This is a genomic window from Microbacterium pullorum, from assembly GCF_014836535.1.
Taxonomy (GTDB): domain Bacteria; phylum Actinomycetota; class Actinomycetes; order Actinomycetales; family Microbacteriaceae; genus Microbacterium; species Microbacterium pullorum.
The window spans coordinates 266,589-282,860 of the sequence record NZ_JACSQP010000002.1 but is presented as its reverse complement, the minus strand read 5'-3'; the positions used below and the strand labels follow the sequence as shown (position 1 = coordinate 282,860).

The following is a 16,272-nucleotide window of genomic DNA, read 5'->3' as shown; positions in this document are numbered from 1 at the left end:
CATGGCGATGCAACAGGAAGCACTCGAAGCGCCGCTGACCGGTGAGAGCGTCGCCGAGGAACCGGGACTGGCCCGCAAGCCACTCTCACGCCCCGCGCTGGTGTGGCAGCGGCTGCGGCGCATGCCGCGGTTCTGGGTGGGGTTCGGCATCTTCGTCGCCCTCGTGCTGATGGCCTTCGTGGCGCCGCTGGTCTACCCGTTCGGTCCCACCGACCGCGATCCCTACAACATGAACATGGGCCCGACCACGCTGCACTGGTTCGGGACGAACGCGATCGGGCAGGACATCTACGCCCAGACGCTGTCGGGCCTGCAGAAGTCGCTCATCATCGGCATGATCGCCGGTCCCGCCGCGACCCTCATCGCCGCGTTCATCGGCGCGGCCGCCGGCTACATCGGCGGCTGGACCGACCGCACCCTCAGCTGGATGATCCACCTGCTGCTGGTGATCCCGTCGTTCTACATCTTCGTGCTGCTGAGCCCGCTGGTGAAGGGACTGTCGTGGCTCGCGCTGACGATCTTCCTCGCCGCGTTCAGCTGGATGATCATGGCGCAGGTCGTGCGCAACCAGACCAGGTCGCTGCGCAACCGCGACTTCGTGCGTGCGGCGCGCTACATGGGCATGTCCTCCGGTGGCATCCTGCGCCGCCACATCATCCCCAACATCGCCTCGCTGCTGATCATCGACGCCACGCTGGGCGTGGTCGCCGCGATCATGGCGGAGACGTCGCTGAGCTACTTCGGCTTCGGCGTGCAGAAGCCCGAGATCTCGCTCGGCAACCTGCTCGCCGACGGCGCCTCGGCTGCGGTCACCCGCCCGTGGCTGTTCGTGTTCCCCGCGGGCGTGCTCATCATCCTGCTCTTCGCCATCAGCCTCGTCGGTGACGCCCTGCGCGATGCCATCGATCCGACTTCAGGAAACAACCGTGACTGACGCGTCCCTGTCCCTGCCCGCCTCCGCCCGTCGTTCCTCGCCGCTGCTGTCGGTGCGGGACTTGACGGTCACGTTCCCGCAGCGAAACGGCAACCCCGTGCAGGCCGTGCGCGGCATCTCGTACGACGTGCACCCGGGGGAGTTCCTCGGCATCGTCGGCGAGTCGGGCTCGGGCAAGTCGGTGTCGTCGCTGGCTGTCATGGGCCTGCTCCCGTCGACGGCGCAGATCACCGGCGAGATCGAGCTCGAGGGGCAGTCGCTCCTCGGCATGAAGGATGCCGAGCTGTCGCGGCTGCGCGGCAAGAAGCTCGCCATGGTGTTCCAGGATCCGCTGTCGGCGCTCACCCCGGTGTACTCCGTCGGCGACCAGATCGCCGAGGCGCTGCGCGTGCACGACGGCAAGCTCTCCGAGAACGCCGCCCGCGCCCGTGCCGTCGAGCTGCTGACACTCGTCGGCATCCCCGATCCCGACCGCCGTGCCCGCGCCTTCCCGCACGAGTACTCCGGCGGCATGCGCCAGCGCGCCATGATTGCGATGGCCATCGCCAACGACCCGCAGGTGATCATCGCCGACGAGCCGACGACGGCGCTGGACGTGACGATCCAGGCGCAGATCCTCGAGGTGCTCGAGAAGGCGCAGGAGGTCACCGGCGCCGCCGTCGTGCTGATCACACACGACCTCGGGGTCGTCGCAGGTCATGCCGACCGGGTCGCGGTCATGTACGCCGGCAAGCTCGTCGAACTCGGCGAGACCGACCGCGTCTTCCACGAGCCGCAGATGCCGTACACGATCGGTCTGCTGCGCTCGGTGCCCAACATGATCACCGCCGGCCAGGAGCGCCTCGTGCCGCTCGAGGGGCGCCCGCCGTCGCTGGCGGACCTGCCGACCGGCTGCCCGTTCGCGGCACGCTGCCCCATCGCGATCGACGCGTGCCGCGAGATCGAGCCGTCGCTGGTCACGCACGATCCGGATGCCGTGACCCCGCACATGGCCGCCTGCATCCGCGCCGACGAGATCTCCTCGGGTGCCATCACGCGCGGCGAGATCTTCCCCCGGCCCGAGCCGCTGGCCGTTGAGAAGCTCGAGCAGGACTCGGCACCGATCATCGAGGTCACCGATCTCAAGCGCGCCTTCCCGCTGATGAAGGGCGGAATCTTCCCCCGGCGCGTGGGCACCGTGCGCGCCGTGGACGGTGTGTCGTTCTCGCTGCGTCCCGGGCGCACTCTGGGCCTCGTGGGGGAGTCGGGGTGCGGCAAGACCACGACGATCCTCGAGATCATGGAGATGACCGCGCCGCAGCACGGCACCATCTCGATCGCGGGCAAGGACGTCGCCACGGTCAGCAAGCGCGAGCGTCAGAAGCTGCGCCGCGACGTGCAGATCGTCTTCCAGGACCCGATGGGCGCCATCGACCCCCGTCTTCCCATCGGCGAGGTCATCACCGAGCCGCTCCTCGTGCAGAAGGCCCCCAAGGCGCAGCGCGACGCGCGGGCGCTGGAGCTGCTCGAACTGGTGGGGCTGGACCCGCGGATGATCGACCGCTACCCGCACGAGTTCTCCGGCGGCCAGCGGCAGCGCATCGGCATCGCGCGGGCGCTGGCGACCAACCCGTCGATCATCGTGCTCGACGAGCCGGTGTCGGCGCTGGACGTGTCGATCCAGGCGGGTGTCATCAACCTGCTCGAAGACCTCAAGGAGCGTCTCGGGCTGTCGTACATCTTCGTCGCCCACGACCTCGCGGTCGTCCGGCAGATCGCCGACGACGTCGCCGTGATGTACCTGGGCGCCGTCATCGAGCAGGGCCCGGTGGCCGAAGTGTTCGACAACCCGCGGCATCCGTACACGAAGGCCCTCATCTCGGCCGCGCCGATCCCCGACCCGAGGATCGAGAAGGGTCGCAACCGGATCCTGCTGCAGGGCGATCTGCCCAGCCCCACGCAGGAGATCACCGGGTGTCGCTTCCGCACCCGCTGCCCCCTGTACGCTCTGATCGACGAGAAGGATCGCGTGCTCTGCCGCGAGGAAGATCCCGCTCTCCGGCCGCACGGCCGGGCGCAGGTCGCCTGCCATCACGTCGACAAGTCGTCACTGGTGGACGACGCCGCACTGGCGAAGGCCGGTTGAGACCCCTTCGGCACAGCAGTCCCCCCTGCCGAAGAGCCCCAAGAAAACCGAGAGGAACGATCACATGCGCATGAAGAATGCAAAGGCGTTCGGCTCCCTGGCGATGCTCGGCGCGGCTGCGCTCATCGTCACGGGCTGTGCTGCCGGCAACACCGGTCCCAGCGACGCCGAGCCCACCGAGGCTGTCGAGCTTCCGGCCACGGCATGGGTCCGCGCGGACGCGGCAGAGGTCACCGATGGTGGCACCCTGACGCTCGGCGTCGGCCAGTTCCCGTCGAACTTCAACATCAACCAGATCGACGGCAACGAGGCGGACACCAACGACATCGTCGAGCCGACGACCGGTGGCCCCTTCAAGATCGATGAGGGCGGCACGCCGGTCCTCAACGAGGACTATGCCGTCTCGGCGGAGGTCACCAGCGAGGACCCGCAGATCGTCGAGCTCAAGCTGAACCCGGACGCGGTCTGGGAGGACGGCACGCCCATCACGGTCGCCGACTACCAGGCGGCATGGACCTCGCAGAACGGCACGAACGAGGCCTACCTGCCCGCGTCGACCGCCGGCTGGGAAGACATCTCCTCGGTCGAGCAGGGCGATGACGAGTTCCACGTCGTCGTCACGTTCGCCTCGGTCTACGCCGACTGGCAGGCGCTGTTCACCGGTGGTCTGCTGCCCGCAGCCATCGCGAACGACCCCGCCGCGTACAACGACGGCTACCGCACGCAGCCCGTGCCCTCCTCGGGCCCGTTCCGCATCGCCGAGGTCGACACGACCGGACAGGTGCTCACCCTCGAGCGCAACCCCGAGTGGTGGGGCGAGACGCCCAAGCTCGAGACCATCTACTTCCGCGTCGTCAGCCAGGACCAGCAGGGCTCGTCGTTCGCCAACGATGAGCTCGATGCGCTGTACATCTCGGCCAACGCCGACCTGTACTCCACGGCGCAGTCGCGCGAGGACGCAGCGATCCAGACGTCCGGTGGCGTCACCTGGACCCACGTCACGATGAACGCCAAGGAGGGCCCCCTCTCCGACGTCAACGTCCGCAAGGCCGTCGCCTCGGCCGTGAACCGCGAGCAGATCGCCGCGTCGGCGAACACGCCGGTCGGCGCGCCCGCGGTCACCTCCGGTGACTACATCTTCATGCCCGGCCAGGAGGGCTACGAGGACAAGGCGTACCCGTACGACCTCGACGCCGCCGCCGCGTTCCTCGAAGAGGCCGGCTACGAGAAGGTCGGCGACGGCTGGGAGAAGGACGGCGAGGCTCTCGAGCTGAGCGTCACGGTCCCCGCTGACACGGCCACCAACATCCAGCGCGCCGAGCAGGTGCAGGCCGACCTCGGTGACTTCGGCATTCCCGTCGAGCTGACCACGGTTCCCGCGAACAACTACTTCAGCGACTACGTCATCCCGGGTGACTTCGAGATGGTGTCGTTCTCGTGGGTGGGCACGGCGTTCCCGATCACCTCGACCGAGGCGCTGTTCTACCCGCTGGACTCCGAGTCGAACTTCACCGGTGTCACCGACGAGTCGCTCGGCGACCTGTGGGCGACCGCCAACGCCGAGCTCGACCCGGATGCACGCATCGAGACGGCCAAGGAGATCAACGACGTGATCTGGGAGTACGTGCCCATGTTCCCGATCGCTCCGCTGCCGAACGTCTACGCGGTCAAGGACGGCCTCGTCAACTGGGGTGCCACCCAGTTCGAGACCATCGACTGGACGCTCGTGGGCTGGGCTTCCTGAGCCACGGCACACAGTTGAGCGTCCTCTGACGCACCCTTCGCGGGGCGGGATCCACCGGGTCCCGCCCCGCTTCCGGTATCCTGGAGTGTCGGCCTCGTCATTTCGGGCGTGTGCCACACCTCTTTTTCCCCTCTCCCCGCAAGGATCACCGATGGCGCACGCCCTCCGTCCCGACCTCCGTAATGTCGCTATCGTCGCGCACGTCGACCACGGCAAGACGACGCTCGTCGACGCCATGCTGCGCCAGACCGGCTCCTTCGGCTCGCATGAGCACATGGAGGAGCGGGCGATGGACTCGAACGACCTCGAGCGCGAAAAGGGCATCACGATCCTCGCCAAGAACACGGCGATCACCTACAACGGACTGCACTCCGACGTCCCCGTGACGATCAACGTCATCGACACCCCCGGTCACGCCGACTTCGGTGGTGAGGTCGAGCGCGGCCTGTCGATGGTCGACGGTGTCGTGCTGCTGGTGGATGCCAGTGAGGGTCCGCTGCCGCAGACGCGCTTCGTGCTGCGCAAGGCGCTGGAGGCCAAGCTCCCGGTCATCCTGCTCGTCAACAAGACCGACCGACCCGACGCCCGCATCGCCGAGGTCGAGGAAGAAGCGCACGACCTGCTGCTGGGGCTCGCCTCCGACCTGCAGGACGACGTGCCCGACCTCGATGTCGACGCGCTGCTGGACGTCCCCGTGGTCTACGCCTCCGGTCGTGCCGGGGCCGCCTCGCGCAACCGCCCCGAGAACGGCAGCCTCCCCGACAACGACGACCTCGAGCCGCTGTTCGAGGCGATCCTGCAGCACGTCCCCGCGCCGTCGTACGACGACGAGGCGCCGCTGCAGGCCTGGGTCACGAACCTCGACTCCTCGCCGTTCCTCGGTCGCCTCGCTCTGCTGCGCATCTTCAACGGCACGTTGAAGAAGGGACAGACGGTCGCCTGGGTGCGCTCTGACGGCACCACCAGCAACGCTCGCATCACCGAGCTGATGAAGACCCGCGCCCTCGACCGCTACCCGGCCGAGTCCGCCGGCCCCGGCGACATCGTCGCCATCGCGGGCTTCGAGGACATCACGATCGGCGAGACGATCGCCGACCCCGATGACGTGCGGCCGCTGCCGCAGATCCACGTCGACGAGCCGGCCATCTCGATGACGATCGGCACCAACACCTCGCCGCTGGTCGGCAAGGTCAAGGGACACAAGCTCACCGCCCGCATGGTCAAGGACCGCCTCGACCGCGAGCTCATCGGCAACGTCTCGCTGAAGGTCGTCGACATCGGTCGTCCCGACGCGTGGGAGGTGCAGGGCCGCGGTGAGCTGGCGCTGGCCATCCTCGTGGAGAACATGCGCCGTGAGGGCTTCGAGCTGACCGTCGGCAAGCCCCAGGTGGTGACGAAGCAGATCGACGGCAAGACGCACGAGCCCTTCGAGCACCTGACCATCGACGCGCCCGAGGATTACCTCGGTGCGATCACACAGCTGCTGGCCGCCCGCAAGGGCCGCATGGAGAACATGACCAACCACGGCACCGGCTGGGTGCGTATGGAGTTCATCGTCCCCTCGCGCGGTCTCATCGGCTTCCGCACCGAGTTCCTCACCACCACCCGCGGCACCGGCATCGCCAACGCCATCTCGCACGGCTACGAGCCGTGGGCCGGACACATCCAGACGCGCCAGAACGGGTCGGTCGTGGCCGACCGCGCCGGTGTCGTCACGCCGTTCGCGATGATCGCCCTGCAGGAGCGGATGTCGTTCTTCGTCCAGCCCACCCAGGAGGTCTACGAGGGCATGGTCGTCGGCGAGAACTCGCGCGCCGATGACATGGACGTGAACATCACGAAGGAGAAGAAGCTCACGAACATGCGTGCCGCGAGCTCCGACACCTTCGAGTCGATGACGCCGCCGCGGATCCTGACGCTGGAGGAGAGCCTCGAGTTCGCCCGCGACGACGAATGCGTCGAGGTGACGCCCGAGATCGTGCGCATCCGCAAGGTCAACCTGGATGCCAACGAGCGCGCCCGTGCGACCGCTCGCCTCAAGCGCCAGGACGCCAACGCCTGACCGTTAGCATCGTCGGGTGAGCGCACCATCGCAGCCCGACGATGCAGACGCCTCGCGCGCAGCCCGTGGGGCGCCGCGCGAGGGCCTGGGTGTCGCGCTGGCGACGAGTGCGTACGGCGTGTCCTTCGGCGCTCTCGCGGTGGCGTCGGGGCTGGATGTCTGGCAGACGTGCGTGCTGAGCCTGGTGATGTTCACCGGCGGCTCGCAGTTCGCCTTCATCGGGGTGATCGCCGCCGGCGGCCTCGCCGCCGCGCCCGCCGCGATCGCGTCGGCGACGCTGCTGGGCGTGCGCAACCTGGCCTACGGAATCCGCATGGCGCCCGTCATCGGGGGGAGCCTCTGGCGACGCGCGGCGGCCGTGCAGTTCACGATCGACGAATCGACCGCCGTCTCTCTCGCCCAGCCGACGCCGCGCGCCCGCACCCTGGGGTTCTGGGTGACCGGCATCGGCATCTATGTCGGGTGGAACATCTCCTCGCTCCTCGGCGCGCTGCTGGGCGACCTCCTCGGGGATCCGAAGGCGTACGGGCTGGATGCCGCCGCGGCCGCCGCCTTCCTCGCGTTGCTGTGGCCGCGCCTGCGACAGCGCCAGGCGATCGCGGTGGGGGTGGCCGCGGCGATCGTCGCCACGGTGCTCACCCCGGCGCTCATGCCGGGTCTGCCGGTGCTCATCGCAGCACTCGTCGCGGTCGTGGTGGGCGTGTTCAACTGGTTCGCCCCGCCCGGCCCCGCGGCCGGGTTCGCCGAACCTGACGACGTGCCTGAGCGGGAGGGGCTGCCGTGACCCTGTGGAACGCGGTGCTGCTGGCATCCATCATCTGCGTCGCGCTCAAGGCGGTCGGCTACCTCATCCCGCCGAAGGTGCTCGACGCCCCCCGTCCCGCGCGGGTCGCCGACCTGCTCACCGTGGCGCTGCTGGCTGCCCTCGTCGCGGTGCAGGCTCTCGGTGTCGGCCAGGAGATCGTCGTCGACGCGCGGCTTCCCGCCCTCGCGGTCGCGGCGGGGCTGCTCATCGTGCGGGCGCCGTTCCTGGTGGTGGTCGCGGCGGCTGCGGCCACGGCGGCGCTGCTGCGTCTGTGGGGGTGGGCGGCATGACCGCCCGCCTAGACTGAACGCGTGGGAACGATCTGGGCACGCGTGCTGACGTGGATCATCGCCCTCGTCGTGGGGCTGGTCTACGGGGTGGCAGGTACCGTCGCGCACGCGTACATGCTCGGCTGGCTGCCGCTGGGGCTCATCCTCTCGGTGCTCGGCATCGGCGCGCTGCTGGTGGCGGTGCGGCTGCTGACGGGCGACCGGTGGGCCACACTCGCGGCGGGGCTGGGCGCCATGACGGCGACGCTCGTGTTCTCCGGAGCGGGTCCCGGCGGCTCGATCATCGTGCCGGCCCCCGCGGACGGGCAGTTCTCGGCCGGGATCGTCTGGACGATCGCGGTGCCGCTGCTGGTCGCCCTCGTCGTGGCCTGGCCCGACACGCACCAGCCGACACCGCGGAGGTCGCCTACACTGGGGGAGTGACGTATGTGATCGCCCTCCCGTGCGTCGATGTCAAGGATCGTGCCTGCATCGACGAGTGTCCTGTGGACTGCATCTACGAGGGTGAGAGGTCGCTGTACATCCACCCCGATGAATGCGTCGACTGCGGCGCCTGCGAACCGGTGTGCCCCGTCGAGGCGATCTACTACGAAGACGACCTCCCCGCGGAGTGGTCGGACTACTACACCGCCAACGTCGAGTTCTTCCAGGACATCGGGTCCCCGGGCGGTGCGGCCAAGACCGGCGTCATCAAGCACGACCACCCGATCATCGCCGCGCTGCCGCCCCAGGCCTGACGTGGGCGTCGCCGACCTCGCGGACTACCCGTGGGATGCCGTCGCTCCCTACGCCGCCACGGCGCGCGCGCACCCCGGCGGCATCGTCGACCTCTCCATCGGGTCGCCCGTCGACCCGACGCCGGCTGTCGTCGCGGCGGCGCTGGCTGAGGCCACCGACGCCCACTCCTACCCGCAGACCGCCGGTACGCCGCGGCTGCGCGAGGAGATCGTGAACTGGTTCGCGCGGCGCCGTCACGTGCCGGGCCTGAGCGTCGACGACGTGCTCCCCACGATCGGCTCCAAGGAGCTCGTGGCGCTCCTGCCGCTGCTGCTCGGCCTCGGGCCCGGCGACACCGTCGTGCACCCGCGCGCCGCGTACCCGACCTACGAGGTGGGTGCGCGGCTGGTGGGTGCCACCCCGCTCGCCGCCGACGATCCGGCCGCATGGCCCGACGGCACGCGGCTCATCTGGCTCAATTCGCCCGGCAACCCCGACGGGCGCGTGCTCGACCATGAGCAGTTGCGCGCTGCCGTGGCCCGTGCCCGTGAACTCGGCGCGGTGATCGCGGGCGACGAATGCTACGCCGAACTCGGCTGGGACGGCCGCTGGGCAGAGGAGCCGGTGCCCAGCATCCTCGACCCGCGGGTGACCGCGGGAGATCTGACGGGCGTGTTGGCGGTCTACTCGCTCAGCAAGCAGTCCAATCTCGCCGGCTACCGTGCGGCGTTCCTCGCCGGCGACCGCGACCTCGTGGCGCGGCTGCTGACGGCGCGCAAGCACGTGGGTCTCATGCTCCCCGCCCCGGTGCAGGCCGCCGCCGCCGCCGCCCTCGCCGACGACGCGCATGTCGCCGCGCAGAAGGAGCTGTACCGCACCCGACGCGCGATCCTGCGCCCCGCCGTCGAGGCGGCGGGCTTCCGCATCGACGGCAGCGAAGGCGGGCTGTACCTGTGGGCCACCGAGGGACGTGACGCGTGGGAAAGCCTCGGCTCGCTCGCCGAGCGCGGCATCCTGGCCGGCCCCGGTCACTTCTACGGCACGCACTTCCCGCAGCACGTGCGCTTCTCCCTGACCGCGACCGACGAACGCATCTCCGAGGCCGCCCGCCGACTGACCGGGTCGTAGGATTCCTCCACCGGAATGCGTGATCCGTTGGGGCGGATCGGAGTAGGCCGCCCCGCCCGTTAGGCTGTATTCACCGACGATCCATAGCGCAAGGAGGCTTCGTGAGCGACGCGAGCACCCAGCCCACCGCCCCCCAGCCCGTTGCCACGGTCACGGTCGGGGAGCGCACCGCAGAGCTTCCCATCCTGACGGGTGCCGACGGCGCCTCGAGTGTCGACCTGTCGACGTTCACGAAGCAGACCGGCCACACGACACTCGACTACGGGTTCGTCAACACCGCCGCGACCAAGTCCGCCATCACCTACATCGACGGCGATGAGGGGATTCTGCGCTACCGCGGGTACCCGATCGAGCAGCTCGCGACCAACAGCACCTACCTCGAGGTGGCCTGGCTGCTGCTGTACGGCGAACTGCCCACCGCCGACCAGCTCGGCGCGTTCGACGAGCGCATCCGCCGGCACACGCTGCTGCACGAGGACCTCAAGCGATTCTTCTCGTCGCTGCCGCACACCGCGCACCCCATGTCGGTGCTCTCCTCGGCGACAGCGGCGCTCTCGACCTACTACGAGGGCCAGTCCGACCCCAACAACCCCGAGCACGTCGAACTCAACACCATCCGTCTGCTCGCGAAGCTGCCGGTGATCGCCGCTTACGCGCACAAGAAGAGCGTCGGCCAGGCGTTCCTGTACCCCGACAACTCGCTGAGCTTCGTCGACAACTTCCTGCGACTGAACTTCGGCGTCATGAGCGAGCAGTACGAGATCAACCCCGTCATGTCGCGGGCCCTCGAGCGCCTGCTCATCCTGCACGAAGACCACGAGCAGAACGCCTCGACCTCCACGGTGCGGCTCGTCGGCTCCACCGGCGCCAACCAGTTCTCGTCGATCTCGGCCGGTATCAACGCGCTCTACGGGCCGTTGCACGGCGGCGCCAACGAGGCCGTGCTCGACATGCTCGCCCGCATCCGCGATTCCGGCGAGAGCGTGCAGCGCTTCGTCGAACGGGTCAAGAACAAGGAAGACGGCGTGAAGCTCATGGGCTTCGGGCACCGCGTCTACAAGAACTACGACCCGCGCGCCAAGCTCGTCAAGGAATCGGCGGACGAGGTGCTCACCGAGCTCGGCGTGCACGATCCGCTGCTGGATCTCGCGAAGGAGCTCGAGGACATCGCGCTCAACGACGACTACTTCCGCGAGCGTCGCCTGTACCCCAACGTCGACTTCTACACCGGCGTGATCTACAAGGCGATGGGCTTCCCGACGCGCATGTTCACCGTGCTGTTCGCCATCGGGCGCCTGCCCGGGTGGCTCGCGCACTGGCGTGAGATGCAGAACGACCCGCAGACGAAGATCGGTCGCCCGCAGCAGCTGTACACCGGCTCGCCGCGTCGCGACTACCCCGGGGTCTGATCCGGCGCCGAAAAGCTCCCGCAGCGCAATGGGGTGACGGCGACGACATCCCGCACTACCGTGTGTACGGCATGACCTGGCCGTACGAGCGGAGGTTGCTATGTGGGAACAATCGACTGACCCTTTCGGCAGCCTCTGGCTATCGGCGCTGGTCGCCGCGATCCCGATCGTGGTGTTCCTGGTGTGCCTGGTCGTCTTCAAGCTGCAGGGCATCCTCGCCGCGGCGATCGCGCTCGTGACGCAGATCATCGTGGCGATGTGGGCGTTCGGCATGCCGGTGGACGCCATGGCGGGGGCGGGGCTGCTCGGCATCCTGAACGCGATATGGCCGATCGCGTACATCATCGTGATGGCCCTGTGGCTCTATCGGCTGGCCGTCGCGAGCGGTCACTTCGACGTGATCCGCGCCTCCATCGGCGGGGTGTCCCGCGATCAGCGCATCCAGGTCCTGCTGATCGCATTCGCGTTCGGTGCGTTCCTCGAAGGTGCCGCGGGCTTCGGCGTGCCGATCGCCATCTGCGCGGCCCTTCTCATGCAGCTGGGTTTCCGCCCGGTGCGCGCCGCCATGATCTGCCTCGTCGCCAATGCCGCGGCAGGCGCCTACGGCGCCATCGGCATCCCGGTGATCGTCGGGGCTCAGGTGACGGGCATCGACGTGGCGGTGCTGTCGAAGGCCATGGTGATCGTGCTGCAGCCGCTCACGGTGCTCATCCCGTTCCTCCTCGTCGTGATCCTCGACGGGTGGCGGGGCCTGCGCGAGACGTGGCCGGCGGCCCTCGTCGCCACGGTCGTCTTCAGCGGTGTGCAGGGTGGCGTGCTGTGGTTCCTCGGGCCGGAGCTCGCCGACCTCGGTGCGGGCCTGGCCGCGATGGTCGCCTTGTTCGCCTTCGGGCGCGTGTGGCAGCCGGCGCACGAGTTCCGGGCGGACGGCGCCGCCCCGCCCGCGGCCCAGTCCCACTCGTTCGGTGAGATCGCGCGGGCGTGGAGCCCGTTCTACATCCTCACCGCCTTCATCCTGCTCTGGAGCCTGCCGTTCTTCAAAGACCTGTTCGCCGCGGGCGGTCCGTTGGCGGGAGCCGCGTTCGCGGTGCCGATCCCCGGGGTGACGGATGAGATCATCACCGCGTCAGGCAGTGTCGTGACGGCCACCTGGGCGTTCACGCCGCTCAACGCCACCGGCACCGCGATCCTGCTGGCGGTGATCGTGTCGTACCTCACCACTCCACGGGCGTCGCGCCCGAACCTCTGGAGCGAGCTGGCGGGGACGCTGCGCACCCTGTGGCAGGCGCTGGTACTCATCGCCCTGATCCTCGCGCTGGCGAACATCGCCAACTACGCCGGTGCATCGACCTCGATGGGGCAGGCCCTCGCGGCGATGGGCGTGCTGGTGCCGCTCGTCGCGCCCATCATCGGCTGGGTCGGGGTGTTCCTCACCGGCTCGGTGGTCAACAACAACACCCTCTTCGGTCCGTTGCAGGTGGCCAGCGCCGAGGGCATCGGCGCCGATCCGGCGCTGCTGGTGGCGGGCAACACCGCCGGCGGCAACACCGGCAAGGTGATCTCCCCCCAGTCGATCGCGATCGCCGCCGGGGCGGTGGGGCTGTCGGGTCGCGAGAGCGAGATCCTGCGGGCGTCGATCCTCTACAGCCTGGGGATGCTGGTCTTCATCTGCCTCTGGTGCTTCACCCTGTTCCTGGTGTTCTGACGCTCAGGCGTGCAGCGCCTCGTTGAGCGTCACCCCGACGCCGTCGCGACGCACCGCCTCGACGGCTCCGGTGACGGAGTTGCGTCGGAACAGCAGGCCGTTCTGACCGGACAGCTCGGCGGCCTTCACGACCGGACGCGAGCCGTCGTGACGCGCCGGTTCGGCCGCGAGGGTCACCTTGGTGCCCGCTGTGACGTACAGGCCCGCCTCGACCACGCAATCGTCGCCCAGAGAGATGCCGATGCCGGCGTTGGCGCCCAGCAGCGTGCGGGCGCCGATCGACACGCGGTGCGCGCCGCCGCCGGAGAGGGTGCCCATGATCGAGGCGCCGCCGCCGATGTCGCTGCCGTCGCCCACGACGACACCCTGCGAGATGCGGCCCTCGACCATCGAGGCGCCGAGGGTGCCGGCGTTGAAGTTCACGAACCCCTCGTGCATCACGGTCGTGCCGGGGGAGAGGTAGGCACCCAGACGCACGCGGGCGACATCGGCGATGCGCACACCGGCGGGGGCGACGTAGTCGGTCAGGCGCGGGAACTTGTCGAGGCTCTGCACCTGGATGCCGTGGCGCTGCAGCGACGGACGCAGGTGTGCCGCGTCCTCGGGGAGCATGGGGCCCGCAGTCGTCCAGGCGACGATCGGCAGATGGGCGAAGATGCCGTCGAGGTTGAGGTCGTTCGGGGTGACGAGGCGGTGCGACAGTGCGTGCAGGCGCAGGTAGGCGTCGGCGGTGGAGGTGGGCGCGGCATCCAGATCGATCTCGAGTGAGATGGGCTCGACCGTGACGTTGCGGCGCTCGTCGGCGCCGGTGAGGCCCTCGACGTCGGCGACCGCGTCGACGTCCACGGGGCGGGGGCCGCGTGCGGGCTGCGGGTACCAGGCATCCAGCACCGTCCCGTCGCCGGCGATGGTGGTCAGTCCCGTTGCCCAGATCAGTCGTGCGTCGCTCATCCCTCCAGATTATCCGGCCGCGGAGGCTGGCTAGACTCGGGGCATGCCACGGCTCGATCTGACCGCGTCCGCCGCCGATCTCACCCGGGCGATCTGCGACATACCCAGCGTCTCCGACGACGAGACAGCCCTGGCCGACGCGATCTTCGATGCCGTCTCGGCCCTGCCTCACCTCGAGGTGCATCGCGACGGCGACACGATCGTCGCCCGGACCAACCTCGGCCGCGCCCAGCGCGTGGCGATCGCCGGGCACCTCGACACGGTGCCGATCAACGACAACCTCCCCACGCGCGATATCGACGTCGACGGCGAGGCGTTCCTGTGGGGGCGTGGCACGGTGGACATGAAGGCCGGCGTCGCCGTGCAGCTGAAGCTCGCCGCCGAACTCGTCTCGCCCCGCGTCGACCTCACCTGGCTCTGGTACGACCACGAAGAGGTCGAAGCGTCCCGCAGCGGCCTCACGCGCCTCGCGCAGACGCGGCCGGACCTCTTCGCCGCCGACTTCGCCATCTTGGGGGAGCCCTCGGGGGGCGAGGTCGAAGGCGGCTGCAACGGCACGCTCCGCGCGATCGTGCGCACACGCGGCGCACGCGCCCACAGCGCCCGCTCGTGGATGGGGCAGAACGCCATCCACGCCGCCGCCCCGATCCTGGCCCGACTGGCGGACTACCGTGCCGCCGAGGTCCCCGTCGAGGGGCTCGTCTACCGCGAAGGGCTCAACGCCGTACGCATCAGCGGGGGCGTGGCGGGCAATGTCATCCCGGACCTCTGCGAGATCGAGGTGAACTACCGCTTCGCGCCGAGCCGCGATGCCGCGGAGGCCGAGCGCCATGTGCGCGAGGTGTTCGAGGGGTTCGAAGTGGAGATCACGGATCTGGCCGAGGGTGCGCGCCCGGGGCTGGATGCCGCGCTCGCGCAGGAGTTCGTCGCGGCGGTCGGCGCCGTCCCCCGGGCCAAGTACGGCTGGACCGACGTCGCCCGCTTCTCGGCGCTGGGCGTGCCGGCGGTCAACTACGGCCCCGGCGACCCGATGCTCGCCCACCACGACCAGGAGCGGGTGCCCGTCGCCGAGATCGTGGCGGTCGAGCGTGGCCTGCGCGCGTGGCTGACCAGCCACTGACCCACCGCGTCGTTCGCGGGTGGGCGGGGCTGCCGCTGTCGCTGCGCATCGGTGCGATGTACCTCGCGGCACGCCTGGTCACACACGGCTTCCTGGTGCTGGCCGCGGCCCTGGCGCCGGTCGGATCGCGCTTCGGAGCGGGAGCGGGCGTGGCGGATCTCCTGGCCGGCTGGGACGCGCAGTGGTACTGGCTCGTCGCCGTCGCGGGGTACCCGACCACCCTGCCGCTGACCCCCGACGGGCTCGTCGCCGAGAACCAGTGGGCGTTCCTGCCCCTGTACCCCATGATCGCGAACATCGTCGGGGCGCCGGCGAACTCATGGGTGGCGGGCGCGGTGGTGGTGTCGCTGGCCGCCGGGTACGGCGCGACGTATGTGCTGTGCCGCATGCTGGCCGAACGCATCGGGGCGGAGGCGGCCCAGTGGGCGGCGCTGATGTTCGCGTGCGCGCCGCTGGCGGCCCTCTTCCACGTCGGGTACGCGGAGTCCCTGTTCCTGCTGCTGCTGTTCCTGGCGCTGTGGGCCGTGCAGCGCCGGCGCTACGCCTGGCTGTACCTGCTCATCCCGGCCATGGGTTTCACCCGACCCGGTGTGCTCGCCTTCGCCCTGTTCCTCGCCCTGCACGCGATCGCCCGCTGGTTCGCACGCCGCACCGACCCGCTCCCGGCACGCGAGGTCGCGCACATCGTCGCGACGGGGCTGCTGGCCGCTGTCGTCGGATTCTCGTGGATCGTGATCGCCGCAGTGGTCACCGGGCAGCCCGATGCCTACCTCGCCACCGAACTGGCATGGCGGCGCAACTGGCTGACCGATGCCGAGGGCGCTTTCCTGCCCTTCGAGGGGTTCGTGCAGGCCGCGGCATTCTGGTTCACGCAGTGGGGGATGGGTGCCGTCATCGGCTACGTCGCGCTGGCGGCATCCATCGTGTCGGTCGCGCTGCTGCTCCTGCGCGAGCGGCATGTGGCCCGCCTCGGGCTCGATATCCGCCTCTGGTCGGGCAGTTATCTGCTCTATCTCCTGGCGGTGTTCTTTCCGCAATCCAGCATCATGCGGCTGCTGCTCCCACTGTCACCGCTGTGGGGTGCGCTGGCCGTGCCGCGTTCGGCGGTGTGGCGATGCAGCGTCATTGCGGCGTGTCTGGCGGGGCAGTGGTGGTGGATCCACGCCATGTACGCACTCGGCAACACCTTCTGGCGTATTCCCTGAAATGACCACTCGGCGAGCCCGGATTAACTGCTGCCGGTCGCACACGATAAACTCACAGGTAGATCTTCGACGAAAAG

14 protein-coding genes are annotated in these 16,272 nt (G+C 69.4%); 13 read left to right on the top strand and 1 reads right to left on the bottom strand.

The window, feature by feature from the left end; translation table 11 throughout:
• Position 1: 1 nt before the first annotated feature.
• From H9651_RS03990 to H9651_RS03940, 11 genes are all read left to right on the top strand, one after another.
• On the top strand, positions 2–934 hold the full coding sequence (locus tag H9651_RS03990; RefSeq protein WP_225216322.1) for an ABC transporter permease: 933 nt from the start codon (positions 2–4) through the stop codon (positions 932–934).
• Positions 897–3,059, top strand: a complete 2,163-nt coding sequence (locus tag H9651_RS03985; protein ID WP_191717798.1) for an ABC transporter ATP-binding protein — start codon at positions 897–899, stop codon at positions 3,057–3,059. Before H9651_RS03990 ends, H9651_RS03985 begins: the two co-directional genes overlap by 38 nt.
• A gap of 70 nt (positions 3,060–3,129) precedes the next feature.
• Entirely contained in the window at positions 3,130–4,803 is a 1,674-nt protein-coding gene (locus tag H9651_RS03980; RefSeq protein WP_191717797.1) for an ABC transporter family substrate-binding protein, read from the top strand.
• A gap of 151 nt (positions 4,804–4,954) precedes the next feature.
• Positions 4,955–6,865, top strand: coding sequence for a translational GTPase TypA (gene typA, locus H9651_RS03975; protein WP_191717796.1), 1,911 nt, complete (start codon positions 4,955–4,957; stop codon positions 6,863–6,865).
• A gap of 16 nt (positions 6,866–6,881) precedes the next feature.
• Positions 6,882–7,649 carry an AzlC family ABC transporter permease gene (locus tag H9651_RS03970; protein ID WP_191717795.1) on the top strand — a complete coding sequence of 256 codons (768 nt, stop codon included), beginning with the start codon at positions 6,882–6,884 and terminating at the stop codon, positions 7,647–7,649.
• Positions 7,646–7,960: an AzlD domain-containing protein gene (locus H9651_RS03965; protein ID WP_191717794.1), complete on the top strand. Its 315-nt coding sequence runs from the start codon at positions 7,646–7,648 to the stop codon at positions 7,958–7,960. The genes H9651_RS03970 and H9651_RS03965 overlap by 4 nt, the downstream gene beginning before the upstream one ends.
• A gap of 21 nt (positions 7,961–7,981) precedes the next feature.
• On the top strand, positions 7,982–8,383 hold the full coding sequence (locus H9651_RS03960) for a histidinol dehydrogenase (protein ID WP_191717793.1): 402 nt from the start codon (positions 7,982–7,984) through the stop codon (positions 8,381–8,383).
• Positions 8,380–8,697 carry a ferredoxin gene (gene fdxA / locus H9651_RS03955; protein WP_191717792.1) on the top strand — a complete coding sequence of 106 codons (318 nt, stop codon included), beginning with the start codon at positions 8,380–8,382 and terminating at the stop codon, positions 8,695–8,697. Before H9651_RS03960 ends, fdxA begins: the two co-directional genes overlap by 4 nt.
• Before the next feature lies 1 nt (position 8,698).
• Positions 8,699–9,805 carry a succinyldiaminopimelate transaminase gene (dapC, locus tag H9651_RS03950; protein ID WP_191717791.1) on the top strand — a complete coding sequence of 369 codons (1,107 nt, stop codon included), beginning with the start codon at positions 8,699–8,701 and terminating at the stop codon, positions 9,803–9,805.
• 101 nt (positions 9,806–9,906) lie between these two features.
• The gene (locus H9651_RS03945) at positions 9,907–11,214 is read left to right on the top strand and encodes a citrate synthase (RefSeq protein WP_191717790.1); all 1,308 of its coding nucleotides are present in this window, start codon (positions 9,907–9,909) and stop codon (positions 11,212–11,214) included.
• A 100-nt stretch (positions 11,215–11,314) separates the two neighbouring features.
• On the top strand, positions 11,315–12,919 hold the full coding sequence (locus tag H9651_RS03940; protein ID WP_191717789.1) for an L-lactate permease: 1,605 nt from the start codon (positions 11,315–11,317) through the stop codon (positions 12,917–12,919).
• A 3-nt stretch (positions 12,920–12,922) separates the two neighbouring features.
• Here the strand turns inward: H9651_RS03940 and dapD are convergent, their stop codons facing one another.
• Complete coding sequence (dapD, locus tag H9651_RS03935; protein ID WP_191717788.1) at positions 12,923–13,870, bottom strand: 2,3,4,5-tetrahydropyridine-2,6-dicarboxylate N-succinyltransferase; 948 nt, start codon at positions 13,868–13,870, stop codon at positions 12,923–12,925.
• A gap of 43 nt (positions 13,871–13,913) precedes the next feature.
• Between dapD and dapE the strand changes: the two genes are divergently transcribed.
• Positions 13,914–14,990 (top strand): succinyl-diaminopimelate desuccinylase, encoded by a 1,077-nt coding sequence (dapE, locus tag H9651_RS03930; protein ID WP_191717787.1) that lies wholly within the window; start codon positions 13,914–13,916, stop codon positions 14,988–14,990.
• Positions 14,972–16,195 carry a mannosyltransferase family protein gene (locus tag H9651_RS03925; protein WP_318244751.1) on the top strand — a complete coding sequence of 408 codons (1,224 nt, stop codon included), beginning with the start codon at positions 14,972–14,974 and terminating at the stop codon, positions 16,193–16,195. The genes dapE and H9651_RS03925 overlap by 19 nt, the downstream gene beginning before the upstream one ends.
• Positions 16,196–16,272: the final 77 nt, after the last annotated feature.